The organism is Kitasatospora sp. SC0581, assembly GCF_048159585.1.
Classification (GTDB): domain Bacteria; phylum Actinomycetota; class Actinomycetes; order Streptomycetales; family Streptomycetaceae; genus Kitasatospora.
In genome coordinates this window covers 420,868-435,015 of the sequence record NZ_JBLRWA010000003.1, presented here as the reverse complement: position 1 = coordinate 435,015, position 14,148 = coordinate 420,868, and the positions used below count along the sequence as shown (strand labels likewise).

At 73.1% G+C, this 14,148-nt stretch carries 14 protein-coding genes and 1 tRNA gene; 11 read left to right on the top strand and 4 right to left on the bottom strand.

Going from position 1 to position 14,148, the window contains the following annotated elements; translation table 11 throughout:
* The first annotated feature begins 54 nt into the window (after positions 1–54).
* Together ACLWS4_RS08240 and ACLWS4_RS08235 are read left to right on the top strand one after the other, a co-directional pair.
* Complete coding sequence (locus tag ACLWS4_RS08240) at positions 55–1,491, top strand: sensor histidine kinase (protein WP_375876597.1); 1,437 nt, start codon at positions 55–57, stop codon at positions 1,489–1,491.
* 2 nt (positions 1,492–1,493) lie between these two features.
* On the top strand, positions 1,494–2,189 hold the full coding sequence (locus tag ACLWS4_RS08235) for a response regulator transcription factor (RefSeq protein ID WP_031069385.1): 696 nt from the start codon (positions 1,494–1,496) through the stop codon (positions 2,187–2,189).
* 102 nt (positions 2,190–2,291) lie between these two features.
* On the opposite strand, the gene ACLWS4_RS08230 is transcribed toward ACLWS4_RS08235, so the two are convergent.
* A complete protein-coding gene (locus ACLWS4_RS08230) occupies positions 2,292–2,975 on the bottom strand; it encodes a DUF461 domain-containing protein (RefSeq protein ID WP_416873656.1) in 684 nt (227 codons plus the stop codon).
* 450 nt (positions 2,976–3,425) lie between these two features.
* Between ACLWS4_RS08230 and ACLWS4_RS08225 the strand changes: the two genes are divergently transcribed.
* The 7 genes from ACLWS4_RS08225 (at position 3,426) to ACLWS4_RS08195 (ending at position 10,449) form a co-directional block, all read left to right on the top strand.
* Positions 3,426–3,908 (top strand): CarD family transcriptional regulator, encoded by a 483-nt coding sequence (locus tag ACLWS4_RS08225; protein ID WP_014136563.1) that lies wholly within the window; start codon positions 3,426–3,428, stop codon positions 3,906–3,908.
* Positions 3,909–4,216: 308 nt separating this feature from the next.
* Positions 4,217–4,972 (top strand): 2-C-methyl-D-erythritol 4-phosphate cytidylyltransferase, encoded by a 756-nt coding sequence (gene ispD / locus ACLWS4_RS08220; protein ID WP_074001725.1) that lies wholly within the window; start codon positions 4,217–4,219, stop codon positions 4,970–4,972.
* On the top strand, positions 4,962–5,462 hold the full coding sequence (ispF, locus tag ACLWS4_RS08215) for a 2-C-methyl-D-erythritol 2,4-cyclodiphosphate synthase (protein WP_049657183.1): 501 nt from the start codon (positions 4,962–4,964) through the stop codon (positions 5,460–5,462). The genes ispD and ispF overlap by 11 nt, the downstream gene beginning before the upstream one ends.
* A gap of 141 nt (positions 5,463–5,603) precedes the next feature.
* Positions 5,604–5,996, top strand: a complete 393-nt coding sequence (locus ACLWS4_RS08210; protein WP_049657181.1) for a PPOX class F420-dependent oxidoreductase — start codon at positions 5,604–5,606, stop codon at positions 5,994–5,996.
* Between the two features lie 95 nt (positions 5,997–6,091).
* Entirely contained in the window at positions 6,092–7,486 is a 1,395-nt protein-coding gene (cysS, locus tag ACLWS4_RS08205) for a cysteine--tRNA ligase (RefSeq protein WP_049657179.1), read from the top strand.
* A gap of 137 nt (positions 7,487–7,623) precedes the next feature.
* A complete protein-coding gene (rlmB, locus tag ACLWS4_RS08200) occupies positions 7,624–8,616 on the top strand; it encodes a 23S rRNA (guanosine(2251)-2'-O)-methyltransferase RlmB (protein WP_049657177.1) in 993 nt (330 codons plus the stop codon).
* 168 nt (positions 8,617–8,784) lie between these two features.
* Positions 8,785–10,449 carry a DoxX family membrane protein gene (locus ACLWS4_RS08195; RefSeq protein WP_117488413.1) on the top strand — a complete coding sequence of 555 codons (1,665 nt, stop codon included), beginning with the start codon at positions 8,785–8,787 and terminating at the stop codon, positions 10,447–10,449.
* A 91-nt stretch (positions 10,450–10,540) separates the two neighbouring features.
* Here ACLWS4_RS08195 and ACLWS4_RS08190 read toward each other — a convergent pair whose 3' ends face one another.
* The 3 genes from ACLWS4_RS08190 to ACLWS4_RS08180 form a co-directional block, all read right to left on the bottom strand.
* Positions 10,541–11,341 (bottom strand): nucleotidyltransferase family protein, encoded by an 801-nt coding sequence (locus tag ACLWS4_RS08190; RefSeq protein WP_107086556.1) that lies wholly within the window; start codon positions 11,339–11,341, stop codon positions 10,541–10,543.
* Positions 11,342–11,429: 88 nt separating this feature from the next.
* A complete protein-coding gene (locus tag ACLWS4_RS08185; protein WP_416873655.1) occupies positions 11,430–11,885 on the bottom strand; it encodes a hypothetical protein in 456 nt (151 codons plus the stop codon).
* 208 nt (positions 11,886–12,093) lie between these two features.
* Positions 12,094–13,185, bottom strand: coding sequence for an ABC transporter ATP-binding protein (locus tag ACLWS4_RS08180; RefSeq protein WP_049656383.1), 1,092 nt, complete (start codon positions 13,183–13,185; stop codon positions 12,094–12,096).
* A 284-nt stretch (positions 13,186–13,469) separates the two neighbouring features.
* On the opposite strand from ACLWS4_RS08180, the gene ACLWS4_RS08175 reads away from it, so the two are divergent.
* Positions 13,470–13,543: transfer RNA gene (locus ACLWS4_RS08175), tRNA-Thr, on the top strand.
* Positions 13,544–13,905: 362 nt separating this feature from the next.
* The gene (locus ACLWS4_RS08170) at positions 13,906–14,082 is read left to right on the top strand and encodes a hypothetical protein (RefSeq protein ID WP_158077680.1); all 177 of its coding nucleotides are present in this window, start codon (positions 13,906–13,908) and stop codon (positions 14,080–14,082) included.
* Positions 14,083–14,148: the final 66 nt, after the last annotated feature.

Below are 14,148 nucleotides of genomic sequence, written 5' to 3'. Positions count from 1 at the left end.
ATGCCTTGATCGGGTGCTTGGGGACTGGCCTGGCCGTGCGCTTACGCTGGCCACATGGACGTGAACGTGGCCGCCGCCGCTGCCTGTGCCATAGCCGGGCTCGGTGTCGGCCTCACCGCCTCCATCGCCTTCCGCTGGAGCGAGCGCGAGCAGGCCAAGGGCAGGTACAGCGCAACCGGCGGCAGGAACCCCGGCCGGTACCAGTCACTGGGTACCGGCAACCCCGAGCCGCCGCTGCCGCCCGGGGTCGACACCGTGCTCTCCGTGCTCCGCTCCTGCGCGATCGTGCTGGGCGAGGGCGACGAGGTGGTCAAGGCCAGTTCGGCGGCGTACGCGATGGGCTTGGTGCGCGGCGGTGCCGTCGCGGTGGACCAGATGCTCGCGCTGGCCCGCTCCACCCGCCGGGACGGCGAGATCCGCCAGGTCGAGCTGGAGGTGCCCCGGCCGGGCGCGGCCCGCGCGGCCGAGCCGCTCGCGGTCTCCGTCCGGGTCGCCCCGCTGGGCTCCCGGCTGGTGCTGGTGCTGGTCGAGGACCAGACCGAGCGCCGCCGGGTGGAGGCCGTCCGCCGGGACTTCGTGGCCAACGTCAGCCACGAGCTCAAGACCCCGGTCGGCGCCCTGTCGCTGCTCTCCGAGGCGGTCGTGGACGCGTCCGACGACCCGGAGGCGGTGCAGCGCTTCGCCGGCCGGATGCAGGTCGAGGCGGCCCGGCTGGCCAGCCTGGTCCAGGAGATCATCGACCTCTCCCGGGTCCAGGACGACCGGCTGATGATCGACCCGGAGCCGGTCGCGGTGGACGAGCTGATCGCCGAGGCGATCGACCGCTGCCGCCAGCAGGCCGCCGCCAAGCAGATCCTGATCGCGGCGGGCGGCATCGCCGGCCTCTACCTGCACGGCAACCGCGGCCAGCTCGCCGCCGCGCTCGGCAACCTGGTCGAGAACGCCGTCAACTACAGCCCGCCCCGCACCCGGGTGGCCATCGCCACCCGGCGGATCTCCAGCGCCGCGGCGCTCGGGGAGGCGGACGGCGAGCTCATCGAGATCTCGGTCACCGACCAGGGCATCGGCATCTCCGAGAAGGACCGCGAGCGGGTCTTCGAGCGGTTCTACCGCGTCGACCCCGCCCGCTCCCGGGCGACCGGCGGCACCGGCCTGGGCCTGTCCATCGTCAAGCACGTCGCGGCCTCGCACGGCGGCACCGTCTCGGTGTGGAGCGTCGAGGGCCAGGGGTCGACCTTCACCGTCCGCCTGCCCGCCGGGCAGGCACCCACGGAGGACGAGCCCGACGACGCGTTCGACGACGAGTTCGGCGACGAGCCGGACCACACGCCGGACGGCGGCCCCGCCGGCCCCGCCGCCGCACCCCGAACCCTCACCACGGACCGGACGGACCGCGCTCCCCGCGCGCCCCGCACGGACCGTTCGCTCCCCACCGGGGAGCGGGCACCACACCTGTCAGACACAACCCCGCAGCTTGCCCCGGAGGCCTGATCGTGACCCGAGTACTGGTGGTCGAGGACGAGGAGTCGTTCAGCGACGCCCTCTCGTACATGCTCCGCAAGGAGGGCTTCGAGGTGGCCGTGGCCGCCACCGGCCCCGACGCCCTGGAGCAGTTCGAACGGAACGGCGCCGACCTCGTCCTGCTCGACCTGATGCTGCCGGGCCTGCCCGGCACCGAGGTCTGCCGCCAGCTCCGGGTGCGTTCCAACGTCCCGGTGATCATGGTGACCGCGAAGGACAGCGAGATCGACAAGGTCGTCGGTCTGGAGATAGGCGCTGACGACTACGTCACCAAGCCGTACTCCACCCGCGAGCTGGTCGCGCGGATCCGCGCGGTGCTGCGCCGCCGCGGCGAGGACGGCGGCGCGGGCGACAACGGCGGCGGCCCGGGCGCCCTGGAGGCGGGCCCGGTCCGGATGGACGTGGACCGCCACGTGGTGACCGTGGACGGCGCCAAGGTCGACCTGCCGCTCAAGGAGTTCGACCTGCTGGAGATGCTGCTGCGCAACGCGGGCCGGGTGCTCACCCGGATGCAGCTGATCGACCGGGTCTGGGGCGCGGACTACGTCGGCGACACCAAGACCCTGGACGTCCACGTGAAGCGCCTGCGGGCCAAGATCGAGCCGGACCCGGGCGCGCCGCGCTACCTGGTCACCGTTCGCGGCCTGGGCTACAAGTTCGAGCCGTAAACCGTCCCCACCACGCGGAAGGCCCCCGCCGGCAGCAGCCGGAGGGGGCCTTCGCGTCGCTCCGGCGGGCCCTGGAGGGCCCGCCGGGGGCGGGGTGCGGCGTCAGTGCGCGGCCGGGACGGCCGGGGCGGTGGTGCCGGCCGGGACGGTGGCACCGGTGGCCGGCGCGCCCGGGGTGGTGGCGCCGGGGGCCGGAGCGGTGGCACCGGGGGTGGCGGCACCGGGGGTGGTGGTCTTGGCCGGGGTCGCGGTCGGCGACGGGGTCGGACCGAAGCCCTTGTACAGGCCGCGGCCGTCTGCGCCCGAGTCCGGGCTCACGGCGGCCTGGGCCTCGACCTTCTGGCCGTCCTTGAAGGTGAACACGGTCGGGGCGAAGCCGCCGACGTGGACGGTCGCGGAGGCGGCGGTGGCGGACGGGTTGCCCTGGCCGCCGATCACCACCGCGCCGCGGGCCGGGACGACGATGCCGGACAGCGGAGCGCCGGCGGCGTCCGCGAAGGTGGTGGCGGCACCGCCGACGGTGACGGACTGGAGCTCGGCCGGGGCGTCCGCGGTGTTCGCGATGTTCACGACCACGTTGGCGGGACCGGTGTGGTCGCCCGAGGCGCCCTCCCCGGTGACGACCACGATGTTGTTCAGCCGGAGGTTCGTTCCGAGGGTCGCCGCCGCGTTGTCCGGCTTGATCTGCAGGGTGTCCGGCGTGTTGCCGGCGGCGCAGGAGGACAGCGAGGCGATGGCGATGGCGGCGAGGGCGGCGATGCTGCCGCGTCGAAGGCTGCGGCTCACGGCGGCGGCTTCTCCCTAGGTCACGTGTCGGGTGGTCAGGTCTCAGATTATCGACCTCGCTTATGCGCTCCTCACGGGGTGGTCCCCGTGTCGCACTCCCGGGGGCCGCCGGGGGCCGTCCGGCCGTACGCCGGGGGTGCGTCCGGCGGTACGTCGACATGTCCGGGTCACGCGGAGGACAAGGTTCGACCAAGATCGAATAACGATTCGGCCGCGACTCGAAAAGGGGTGAAAGCTCAAGATCCAATCATGGTTGCGGGGGTGTTGCGCAAGGGTTTCGTCGAACCCCGGAACCGCCTCCGACCTGCGGGAAGCCCCTCTCGAACACCGGTCGCAGCACGTCATGGGGGTCCTTGTCAAGCCCCGAGACCGGCCCTGACCTGCGAAAACGCCCTTCGGGTGGGCCGAGAAGCGTGTTATTCTGGAAAGCCACGGAAGGGGTCCTGTCACATGACGTTCAAGGTTGGCGACACGGTGGTCTACCCCCATCACGGGGCCGCGCTGATCGAGGCCATCGAAACTCGCCAGATCAAAGGTGTGGACAAGACCTACCTGGTGCTCAAGGTGCAGCAGGGAGACCTGACGCTCCGCGTGCCCGCCGAGAACGCGGAGTTCGTCGGTGTGCGCGATGTAGTCGGCCAGGAGGGTCTGGACCGGGTCTTCGAGGTGCTGCGGGCACCGTACACGGAAGAGCCGACCAACTGGTCCCGTCGCTACAAGGCGAACCTGGAGAAGCTCGCCTCGGGTGATGTCATCAAGGTCGCCGAGGTCGTCCGCGACCTGTGGCGCCGCGAGCGCGAGCGCGGCCTCTCGGCCGGCGAGAAGCGGATGCTCGCGAAGGCGCGCCAGATCCTCGTCAGCGAGCTCGCGCTGGCGGAGAACACCAACGAGGACAAGGCGGAGACGCTGCTCGACGAGGTCCTCGCCTCGTAGCGCGCCACCGCAGTGCGGTCGGGCTGCCGCCCAACGCTCACAGCGCCCGGTGCCGGCGCGCCACTCCTCGGACGAACCGTCCGGGAGTGGTGCAGTGGCACTCCGGGCGCTGAGGCATGTCCGGACCACGCCACCCACCCGAGCCGGCCCAGGCCTGCAAGACCGTTTCCGCACCCGTTCTTGCGCGGAACCGTTGCGCGGAACTTGCGGAGCTGTGCGGCGGACGGTGGACCGTGGTTCTTCGGAAGGGGCCCGGTGCGCCCGCCGGGCACGCCATGGCCATACCCACTTCGCCGAAGGAGTGAAACCTGAACGCGTCAGGAGCAGTCGCAGCAGCAGTGGTGCCCGCCGCCGGACGGGGTGAGCGGCTGGGGCCCGGGGCCCCGAAGGCCCTGCGGGAACTGGGGGGCGTGCCGCTCCTGGTGCACGCCGTCCGGGCCCTGGCCCGCAGTCGGGCGGTCGGCCTGGTCGTGGTCGCCGCGCCCGCCGACGGGGTGGCCGAGGTGGTCGCCCTGCTGGACAGCCACGGGCTGGACGACAAGGACATCCGGGTGGTGGCCGGCGGGGCGACCCGCCAGGAGTCGGTCCGGCTGGGCCTGGCCGCGATCCCGGACGAGGTCGGGATCGTGCTGGTGCACGACGCGGCCCGCCCGCTGGTCCCGGTCGAGGTGGTGGACGCCGTCGCGGCCGCCGTCCGGGCCGGGGCGCGGGCGGTGGTGCCCGCGGTGCCGCTGGCCGACACGGTGAAGCGGGTCGAGCCGAACCCGGGCGGCCCCGAGCCGGTGCTCGACACGCCCGAGCGCGCCACCCTGCGCGCGGTGCAGACCCCGCAGGGCTTCGACCGCGCCACCCTGGTCGAGGTGCACGCCAAGGCGCTGGCTGAGGAGAGCGCGGGCACCGCCGACGCGCCCCCGGTCACCGACGACGCCGGCCTGGTGGAGCGCTACGGCGGCCGGGTCGTCGTGGTGCCCGGCCACGAGGAGGCGTTCAAGGTCACCCGTCCACTGGACCTCGTGCTCGCCGAGGCCGTACTCGCCCGCAGGAGGGCCGCCGATGCCTACTGACCCGCAGACCCCCGTGATCCCCCGCGTGGGGATCGGCACCGACGTGCACGCCTTCGAGGCCGGCCGCCCGCTCCGGGTGGCCGGGCTGGACTGGCCGGACGCCGAGGTCGGCCTCTCCGGGCACTCGGACGCCGACGTCGCCGCGCACGCCGCCTGCGACGCGCTGTTCTCGGCCGCCGGGATCGGCGACCTGGGTGCCCACTTCGGCACCGACCGGCCGGAGTGGGCCGGCGCGTCCGGGGCGAAGCTGCTCGGCGAGGCGGCCCGGCTGGTCCGCGAGGCGGGCTTCGAGATCGGCAACGTGGCGGTCCAGGTGATCGGCGTGCGGCCGAAGATCGGCAAGCGGCGGGCCGAGGCGCAGGCCGCGCTGTCCGAGGCGGTCGGCGCCCCGGTGTCCGTCTCCGGCACCACCACCGACGGGCTGGGGCTGACCGGCCGGGCCGAGGGCCTGGCCGCGATCGCCACCGCCCTGGTGTACGAGCGGCGTTGAGCCGGTCGCGGTGAGCGGTCGGGAACAACCCGGACCTGACGGGTGTTCACCGGGTGTTCCCGGGGCCCGAGTCGCTAGTGTTCGGCTCGGGCCCGGACGGGGCTTCCGCTCGGGCCGAACGCCGACGTGAAGGGGTTTCCGATGGGTGTCGAACTTGCGGACAAGGTCAAGGAACTGCTCGACAGCACGAGCTTCGCCGTGGTCTCCACCATCCAGCCCGACGGGGGCCCGCAGGCCTCCGTGGTCTGGGTCAAGCGGGACGGCGACGACATCCTGTTCTCCACCGTCGAGGGCCGCCGGAAGCACCTCAACCTGGTCAGGGACCCGAGGGTGTCCCTCGTCATCAACGACAAGGACAACCCGTACGAGTACTTCGAGGCGCGCGGCGAGGCGACGCTGACCACCGAGGGCGGCCGGGAGCTGATCGACGAGCTGTCCCGCAAGTACCTGGGCAAGGACTACACCTTCGACGGTCCGGAGGCGGTCCGGGTGGTCGTCCGGATCTCCCCGGACAAGGTGCTCGGCAACATCTGAGTCCCGTCCGCGTCCCGCCGTTTCCCCGGGATCACGCCCCCGTTGTCCCGGGGAATGTGGCGGGGCACCCCCCGGTGCCCACTACGCTTGACGCTGTGAGCATTCGTCTGTACGACACCAGCACCCGCCAGGTACGCGACTTCGTCCCGCTTGTACCGGGTTGTGTCTCGATCTACCTGTGCGGCGCTACCGTTCAGTCGGCGCCACACATCGGGCACATCCGGTCGTACCTCAACTTCGACCTCATGCAGCGGTGGTTCGCCTACCGCGGCTACCAGGTGACCTTCGCCCGGAACGTCACCGACATCGACGACAAGATCATCGCCAAGGAGCGCGAGCTCGGCACGCCGTGGTGGCAGATCGCCTACGAGAACGAGCGCGCCTTCAACGACGGCTACGACGCGCTCGGCTGCCTGCGGCCGACGGTCGAGCCGCGGGCCACCGGGCACATCCCCGAGATGATCGCGATGATGCAGGGGCTCATCGAGAAGGGCCACGCCTACGCGGCCGACGGCAACGTCTACTTCGACGTGCGGTCGTACCCCGACTACCTGGCGCTCTCCAACCAGAAGCTGGACGACCTGCGCCAGCCCGAGGGCGAGGGCGAGACCGGCAAGCGGGACCAGCGCGACTTCGCGATGTGGAAGGCCGCCAAGCCGGGCGAGCCGAGCTGGGAGACCCCGTGGGGCCGCGGCCGTCCGGGCTGGCACCTGGAGTGCTCGGCGATGGCCCACAAGTACCTGGGCGCGGCCTTCGACATCCACGGCGGCGGGCTGGACCTGATCTTCCCGCACCACGAGAACGAGATCGCCCAGTCCAAGGCCTACGGCGACGACTTCGCCGGCTTCTGGGTGCACAACGCCTGGGTCACCATGGCCGGCGAGAAGATGAGCAAGTCGCTGGGCAACTCGGTGCTGGTCTCCGAGATGGTCCGGGCGTGGCGGCCGATCGTGCTCCGCTACTACCTGGCGGCCCCGCACTACCGCTCGATGATCGAGTACAGCGAGGAGTCGCTGCGCGAGGCCGAGGCCGGCTTCGGCCGGATCGAGGGCTTCATCCAGCGCGCCGTCGAGCGCTGCGGCACGGTCGACGCGGCGCCCGAGGTGCCGCCGGCCTTCGCCGAGGCGATGGACGACGACTTCGGCGTGCCGCAGGCGCTGGCCGTCGTGCACACCGCCGTCCGCCAGGGCAACAGCGCCCTGAACGCGGACGACAAGGAGAGCGTGGTGGCGCGACTGGCCGAGGTCCGTGCGATGCTCGGTGTACTGGGCCTCGACCCGCTCGACCCGCACTGGGCCGGGACGGAGCGCGGCGAGGACCTCCACGGAGTGGTCGACTCGTTGGTCCGTCTGGTCCTGGACCAGCGGCAGGCCGCGCGCGAGCGCAAGGACTTCGCCACCGCGGACGCCATCCGCGACCAGCTCGGCCTCGCCGGGCTGGCCATCGAGGACACCCCGTCCGGCCCGCGCTGGACGATCAACAGCCAGTAACCCCATCCGACGATCGGGGTGATGGGTGGGCCGTACCGGACCGGTGCGGCCCTCCCGCATGACGTAGCGCATGCCGTCGGCCGCCACCGGGCAGACCGGGACGGCCGGGGCATGCCGGACAGACAGGAAGTACAGCCATGGCCGGCAACAGTGCACGCAGGAACCGTCGCAACCCCGGATCGAAGAAGGGCGCGTCTGTCGGTACCGGCGGCCACAGCCGGAAGGCGCTCCAGGGCAAGGGCCCGACGCCGCCCGGTGCGGAGCGCAAGGGCCACCCGAAGCAGCGCGCCGCCAACGCCGCGATCAAGCGCGAGCGGGACGCCAAGGCCCGGGCCGGCATGCGCCGGGCCGGCGGCGGCGGCCGTGGTGGCCGCGGCGGCGCGGGCAGCGCCGAGCTGGTCTTCGGCCGCAACTCGGTGGTCGAGGCCCTGCAGGGCGACGTCCCGGCCAACGCGCTGTACGTCCAGCAGTTCATCGACACCGACGACCGGGTCCGCGACGCCTTCCAGGCCGCCAACGACCGCGGCATCCCGCTGATGGAGGCCCCGCGGCCCCAGCTGGACCAGATGACCGGCGGGATGAACCACCAGGGCCTGGTGCTCCAGGTGCCGCCGTACGAGTACGCGCACCCCGACGACCTGCTGGTCGACGCCGCCGACGCCGGCCAGGACGCGCTGATCATCGCGCTGGACGGCGTGACCGACTCGCGCAACCTGGGCGCCGTGGTCCGCTCGGCCGCCGCCTTCGGCGCGCACGGCGTGGTCATCCCCGAGCGCCGCGCGGCCGGCATGACCGCCGGTGCCTGGAAGACCTCCTCCGGCGCCGCGGCCCGGCTGCCCGTCGCCCGGGCCACCAACATGACCCGCACCCTGGAGGCCTACCAGAAGGCCGGTCTGATGGTGGTCGGCCTGGCCGCCGACGGCGAGGCCGAGATCGGCGACCTGGAGCTGCTGACCGGTCCGGTCGTGATCGTCGCGGGCAGCGAGGGCAAGGGCCTGTCCCGGCTGGTCTCGGAGACCTGCGACATGCGGGTCCGGATCCCGATGTCCGGCCTGACCGAGTCGCTGAACGCCGGTGTCGCGGCGGGCATCGTGCTGTACGAGGCCGCGCGACTGCGCGCCAAGCGCTGAGCACGGCCGGGTCGCGGCGCGCAGGAGATCTTCCGAATTCCCCGCAATCCGAGTGAAGGCGATCGGGCCCCGACCGGGCCCGATCGCTTTTTTCATGATCACTTCAAGTGTGCGCCGGACATCCACCCGGGAGAGTGTCCTAAGCGGGCGTCACCCGGTTAGACGGGCGTGGACACCAGAACACCTCGGCGCCCCTTGTTCGGCGACGGCAGCACCGGGATAGACGCGGGCCCCGGCCTCAACACCGTCAAGGTGGAGTCGGACCCTTCGCGGCTCAGCAGCACCCAGGCGAGCTTCCGGCTCCGGCTCGGCGGCCCGGTGGCGCCGCTGATCGATGCCCCGGCCGGACTGCTGTCCACCGGTGCCGCATTCGGCGACCCGTACGCCAACCAGGGCCTGATCCGCCGTCCGCTGGTCACCCCGCAGGTCGTCGTGCCCTCCTCCGCCGTCCCGGCGCTGGCCGGGGCCGGGGCCGGCGGCGCACCGCGCCGCAAGGGCCGGGTCACCGCCGTCACCTGGACCGGCCAGGCGCCCCCCGGGGACCTCGCGGCCACCCGGCTGCTGGAGGCGGTGCGCCCCGGCGGCACCCCGGCCGGCGGCGTCCGCCTGATCGAGGCGGACACCCAGGCGCTCCCCTCCCTCGCGGGCGCCCGCACCCTCCCGCGCCAGCCCCGCGAGGGCGCCGGCACCGCCACCGACGCGGGCGTCGGCCCGGTCGGCGAGCCGCACGGCTGGACCCCGAGCGGCGAACTGCCCGAGGTCTCCGCCGTCGACGCCGCGGGCAGGCAGCCCTGGTACCCGGGCCGCCGGGTCGACCTCGGCCTGGTGCTGCTGCCGCTGCGCGCCGTCCTCGGCTCGCTCTCCGTCTACGCCGGGTTCAGCAAGCTCTGCGACCCGGTGTACTTCGACGGCGGCGAGCGCGGCTCGATGATGCGCTGGCTCTCCTCGCTGCACCCCTGGAAGGTCGCCGAACCGCTGCTGGCCTTCGCCATGGCGCACCCGGTGGGCGCCGGCCTGGTGGTGTCGTTCACCCAGATCGTGGTCGGCGTGCTGACCGTCCTCGGCCTCTGGCAGCGGCTCGCCGCCGGCGCCGCGATGGCGCTCTCCGCCGCGCTGCTGTTCACCGTCAGCTGGCGGGCCGTCCCGGTCTACGACACCCCGGACCTGATCTTCCTCGCGGCGTGGAGCCCGCTGCTGATCGCCGGAGCGCCGTTCGCCTCGCTGGACGGGCGGCTCAGCCTGGAGGCCTGGCGCCGGTACGGCGCGGACGCGCCCGGGGCGCTGCGCCGCCGGGTGCTGCGCCGCGGCACCGTGGTCACCACGGTCGTCGTCGGCCTGACCCTGCTGCTCGGCTCGATGCTCGGTGCCGCCGTCCGTACCGGCGCCCGGGCGCACCAGGCGCCGGACCGTCCGGCCACCGACTACGGCACCCCGGTCTGGCCGTCCGGCAGCCCGTCCGGCGCCCCCGGCGGCAAGGGCACGTCCACCACGCCCCAACCCGCCGCCCCGCACCCGGCCACCCCGACGCCGAGCGCGACCACCCCGGCCGCCACGCCGTCCACCAAGCCGGCCACCCCGACGCCGAGCGGCAAGGCGCACTCGGGCAAGCCGGAGGCCGGGTCGGGCTCCTCCCCGGCCGCGCCCGCCCCGTCCGGCGGCTCCGGCGGCACCGCCCCCGCCTCGCGCGGCACCCCGGGCACCGGCGGCTCGGGGCCGGCGGCCAAGTCCAGCCCGAGCTCCGGCGGGCTGCTCGGCGGGGTGCTGGGCAGCGCGCCGCTGGCCGACCTCTCCGGCGGCCGGACCTCCCACCCGGGGGTGCCGACCGCGACCTGAGGCCCGCGTGACGGCGGTCGGCCGGGTGCTCCGCGGGGAGCACCCGGCCGACGCGTGTCCGCGGGCGGCCGTACGGCTCGCGGCCCGCTGGTTACCTGGGGGACCGGCCGGCGCCGGAGGCGAGCTCCTTGGCCGCCTCGGTGAGGTCCTTGGCGGTGTCGATGGCCCGCCAGTACACGCCCTGCGGCAGCTGGTAGCCCGCCAGCCGCTTGCCGCGGGCGAGCTGGGGGAAGGTGGTGCGCTCGTGGTCGCCCACGTCCGGCAGCAGCTCGGCGAACTCGGGGCTGAACACGTACAGGCCGGCGTTGATCAGGAAGGGCGAGGGCGGCGCCTCGATGAAGTCCAGCACGTTGCCGAACTGGTCGGTCTCCACCGCGCCCCAGGGGATCCGCGGCCGGGCCAGCGCGAGCGTCGCGACGGCGTCCCGCTCGTGGTGGAAGGCGGCCATCTCGCGCAGGCTGAACCGGGTCCAGATGTCGCCGTTGGTGGCGTACCAGGGCTCGTCCGGGCGGGGCAGCGCCTTCGCCGCGTACTTGAGCCCGCCGCCGCGCCCGAGCGGCTCCGCCTCGACCACCGTGCGCACCCGCAGCGGCAGGTCCGCCTTGTCCAGCCACTCCTCCAGCACGTCGGCGAGGTGCCCGCAGGAGACCACGACGTCGGTGACGCCCTCCTCGGCCAGCCAGGCCAGCTGGTGGCCGAGGATCGGTGTGCCCGTCCCGGGGATCTCGACCAGCGGCTTCGGGCGGTCGTCCGTGTAGGGGCGCAACCGGGAGCCCTGGCCGCCGGCCAGGATGACGGCCTGGGTGACGGGCGTCGTGGTCGGCCGCGGCGGGTGGGGCTGCGGGGGCCGGGCGGACGGGAGGTCGGCGGTGGGGCCGGAGTCAGCGGTCATGCCTGAACAATAAGGCGGCGGACGGGGGCGTCCGCCGCCTCGGGGGCCTGCCTCGGCCCCCTTGCCTTCCCTTGCGTTCCCGGCCGCCTCAGCCGACGACGCCGGCCGCGAACGCGCCGTCGCAGACCGGGCGGGCGAAGGTGCGGGCCCGCTGGACGTCGCCCTGGTACTTGCGCACCGCGGCCTTGCCCAACTCGGTGGCCAGCGAGGTGCAGTACGGCGTCAGCGAGGGCTGCTCGCGCATCGAGCGCTCCAGCAGGTCCAGCGCGGCGGAGGGGTTCTTCGCCCGCAGCTCGTCCAGCAGCACCACCCGCAGCGACTCCTGCGGGGCGAGCCCGTCCGAGGCCTTGGCCATGGCGCCGGCCGCGTTGTTGGAGCGTCCGATCCCGGCGCCGTCGCCGCTGGACGCCGCCACGACCTGCTGGTCGAGCCCGGTCGGCGGGGCCCACGGGACCCTGGTCACGGCGAGGGTGCCGGTGGTCACCAGGACGACCGGCAGGGTCAGGGCGACGGTCTGGCCGATACGGCGCAACAGCTGCTTCACCCTCAGGAGAGTAGCGGTGGGTACGGGCCGGATCGCCCTCCGTTACCCCATCGAGTGACACGGTGTCTGGGTTTGTCCCCTTGCCGTGTTGACGCGGGGGCGTCCGGACGGGGTCGAAGGGGCGGGGGTACGGACGGAGCCCGCCGGACCACGAGGGTCCGACGGGCTCCGGGTGCCGCGCTGGCCGCGGCTGTCGCGCGGGGTCGCGTCAGTTGCTCAGGCGCAGGCCGGAGCTGGTGGAGAAGACGTGGGTCTCGTTGGCGATCGGCACGACGTGGACGGTCTCGCCGCGGGCCGGGATCTGGCGGCCGGGCACGCGGACGACCAGGTCGTGGTCCTCGCCGCCGATCTGGGTGGTGCCGTAGACGAAGCCGTCAGAGCCGAGCTCCTCGACCACGTTCACGGTCACCGCGACGCCCTCGATGCCGCCCGCCGGGACGATCTCGAAGTGCTCCGGGCGGACACCGACGGTCACCGTCTTGTCGGTGCCGGCGCCGGCCAGGTCCTCGCGGGAGATGTTGACGACCGAGCCGCCGAACTTCACGCCGCCGTCCACCAGCGGCACCTCGACCAGGTTCATGGCCGGCGAGCCGATGAAGCCGGCCACGAAGAGGTTCGCGGGCTTGTCGTACATGTTGCGCGGGGTGTCGACCTGCTGGAGCAGACCGTCCTTGAGCACCGCGACCCGGTCGCCCATGGTGAGCGCCTCGGTCTGGTCGTGGGTGACGTACACCGTGGTGATGCCCAGGCGGCGCTGGAGGCCGGCGATCTGGGTACGGGTCGAGACGCGGAGCTTGGCGTCCAGGTTCGACAGCGGCTCGTCCATCAGGAAGACCTGCGGCTGGCGGACGATCGCGCGGCCCATCGCGACGCGCTGGCGCTGACCGCCGGAGAGCGCCTTCGGCTTGCGGTCCAGCAGCGTGGTGAGGTCGAGGATCTTCGCGGCCTCCTCGACCTTGGTGCGGATCTCCGCCTTGTTCACGCCGGCGATCTTGAGCGCGAAGCCCATGTTGTCGGCGACGGTCATGTGCGGGTACAGCGCGTAGTTCTGGAACACCATGGCGATGTCCCGGTCCTTCGGCGGCAGGTGGGTGACGTCGCGGTCGCCGATCCGGATCGCACCGGCGTTGACGTCCTCCAGACCGGCCAGCATGCGCAGGCTGGTCGACTTGCCGCAGCCCGAGGGGCCGACCAGCACGAGGAACTCGCCGTCCGCGATCTCCAGGTCCAGCGCGTCCACCGAGGGCTTGTCCGCCCCGGGGTACACGCGGGTCGCCTTGTCGTACGTGACAGAAGCCATGGTTGTTTGTCTCCTTCACCGGCAGGAACGTGCCGGACGATCCGAGTAAAGGGGGTCTGTTCTGCTCCGCCGGCCCACCAGTGGTCTGAACCACTGCCACGAACCGGCTCCCGGCGACGCTACCTGCGCGTCCGCCGCTTGTCAGCCCCCACCCGACCCGATTTCGGCATCGGTTCCATCACGCCCACCCATCCCACCAACCCCCGGATATACCCCCATCCCGTCACCCGGGCCCGGTAGACTGCCCCCCGGTGCCGCCGTGATCCATCGCGGACGGCCACCGTGCCTCCTTAGCTCAGCTGGCCAGAGCACCGCTCTTGTAAAGCGGGGGTCGTCGGTTCGAACCCGACAGGGGGCTCCGGGGCGGAGACGCCAGAAGGGCCAGCTCGCCGGGGTGATCCGGGAGAGCTGGCCCTTCGTCGTTGCTGCGGTCCTGCTCGGGCTGTGCCACGGGCGTGCCAGAAGCGTCCGGTGTGCCGGACGTCGTGGAAGTGGATGTCCGGGGAGACACCGGCCTTGGCCTTGGCGGCTCCTGGAGAACCCGGGTGCGGCGAAGCTGCCCGATCGAGGAGGGAACCACCCGCTCAGCCCGAAGTGTGCCGGCGGCGCTCGGCACTGTCGACCTTGGCCCGGACGGGACATCCGCCGAAACAGCGCCGCCGCCCGGTGTACATCCGTAGGCTTCGCACAAACTTCGTGATCATCCTCAGGGGGGCCTGCATGAGTGACTACGTTGACCACGCCAACGCTGCCCGCGCGTACCTGGACCGGCTGCCAAAGCATGTGTCGCCCGATGCTCTCGTCGGAGCCGCGAAGATCGAGGCGTACCTCGCGTTCGCCGCCATCCTCGCGCGCCATCTTGAAGCCCCGGCCGACAGGTCCCGTCCGGCCCAGTAGCGGGGGTCGTCGGTTCGAACCCGGCAGGGGGCTCCGCGCAGAACGGGAAGGGCCGGTCCGACGGGT

What these genes read in the sequence shown, in the direction of transcription:
- ACLWS4_RS08240 (WP_375876597.1), top strand. Translation starts at nt 55, where the DNA reads ATGGACGTGAACGTGGCCGCCGCCGCTGCCTGTGCCATAGCCGGGCTC.
- ACLWS4_RS08225 (WP_014136563.1), top strand. Translation starts at nt 3,426, where the DNA reads ATGACGTTCAAGGTTGGCGACACGGTGGTCTACCCCCATCACGGGGCC.
- ispF (WP_049657183.1), top strand. Translation starts at nt 4,962, where the DNA reads ATGCCTACTGACCCGCAGACCCCCGTGATCCCCCGCGTGGGGATCGGC.
- ACLWS4_RS08210 (WP_049657181.1), top strand. Translation starts at nt 5,604, where the DNA reads ATGGGTGTCGAACTTGCGGACAAGGTCAAGGAACTGCTCGACAGCACG.
- rlmB (WP_049657177.1), top strand. Translation starts at nt 7,624, where the DNA reads ATGGCCGGCAACAGTGCACGCAGGAACCGTCGCAACCCCGGATCGAAG.
- ACLWS4_RS08190 (WP_107086556.1), bottom strand. Translation starts at nt 11,341, where the DNA reads ATGACCGCTGACTCCGGCCCCACCGCCGACCTCCCGTCCGCCCGGCCC.
- ACLWS4_RS08180 (WP_049656383.1), bottom strand. Translation starts at nt 13,185, where the DNA reads ATGGCTTCTGTCACGTACGACAAGGCGACCCGCGTGTACCCCGGGGCG.
- ACLWS4_RS08170 (WP_158077680.1), top strand. Translation starts at nt 13,906, where the DNA reads ATGAGTGACTACGTTGACCACGCCAACGCTGCCCGCGCGTACCTGGAC.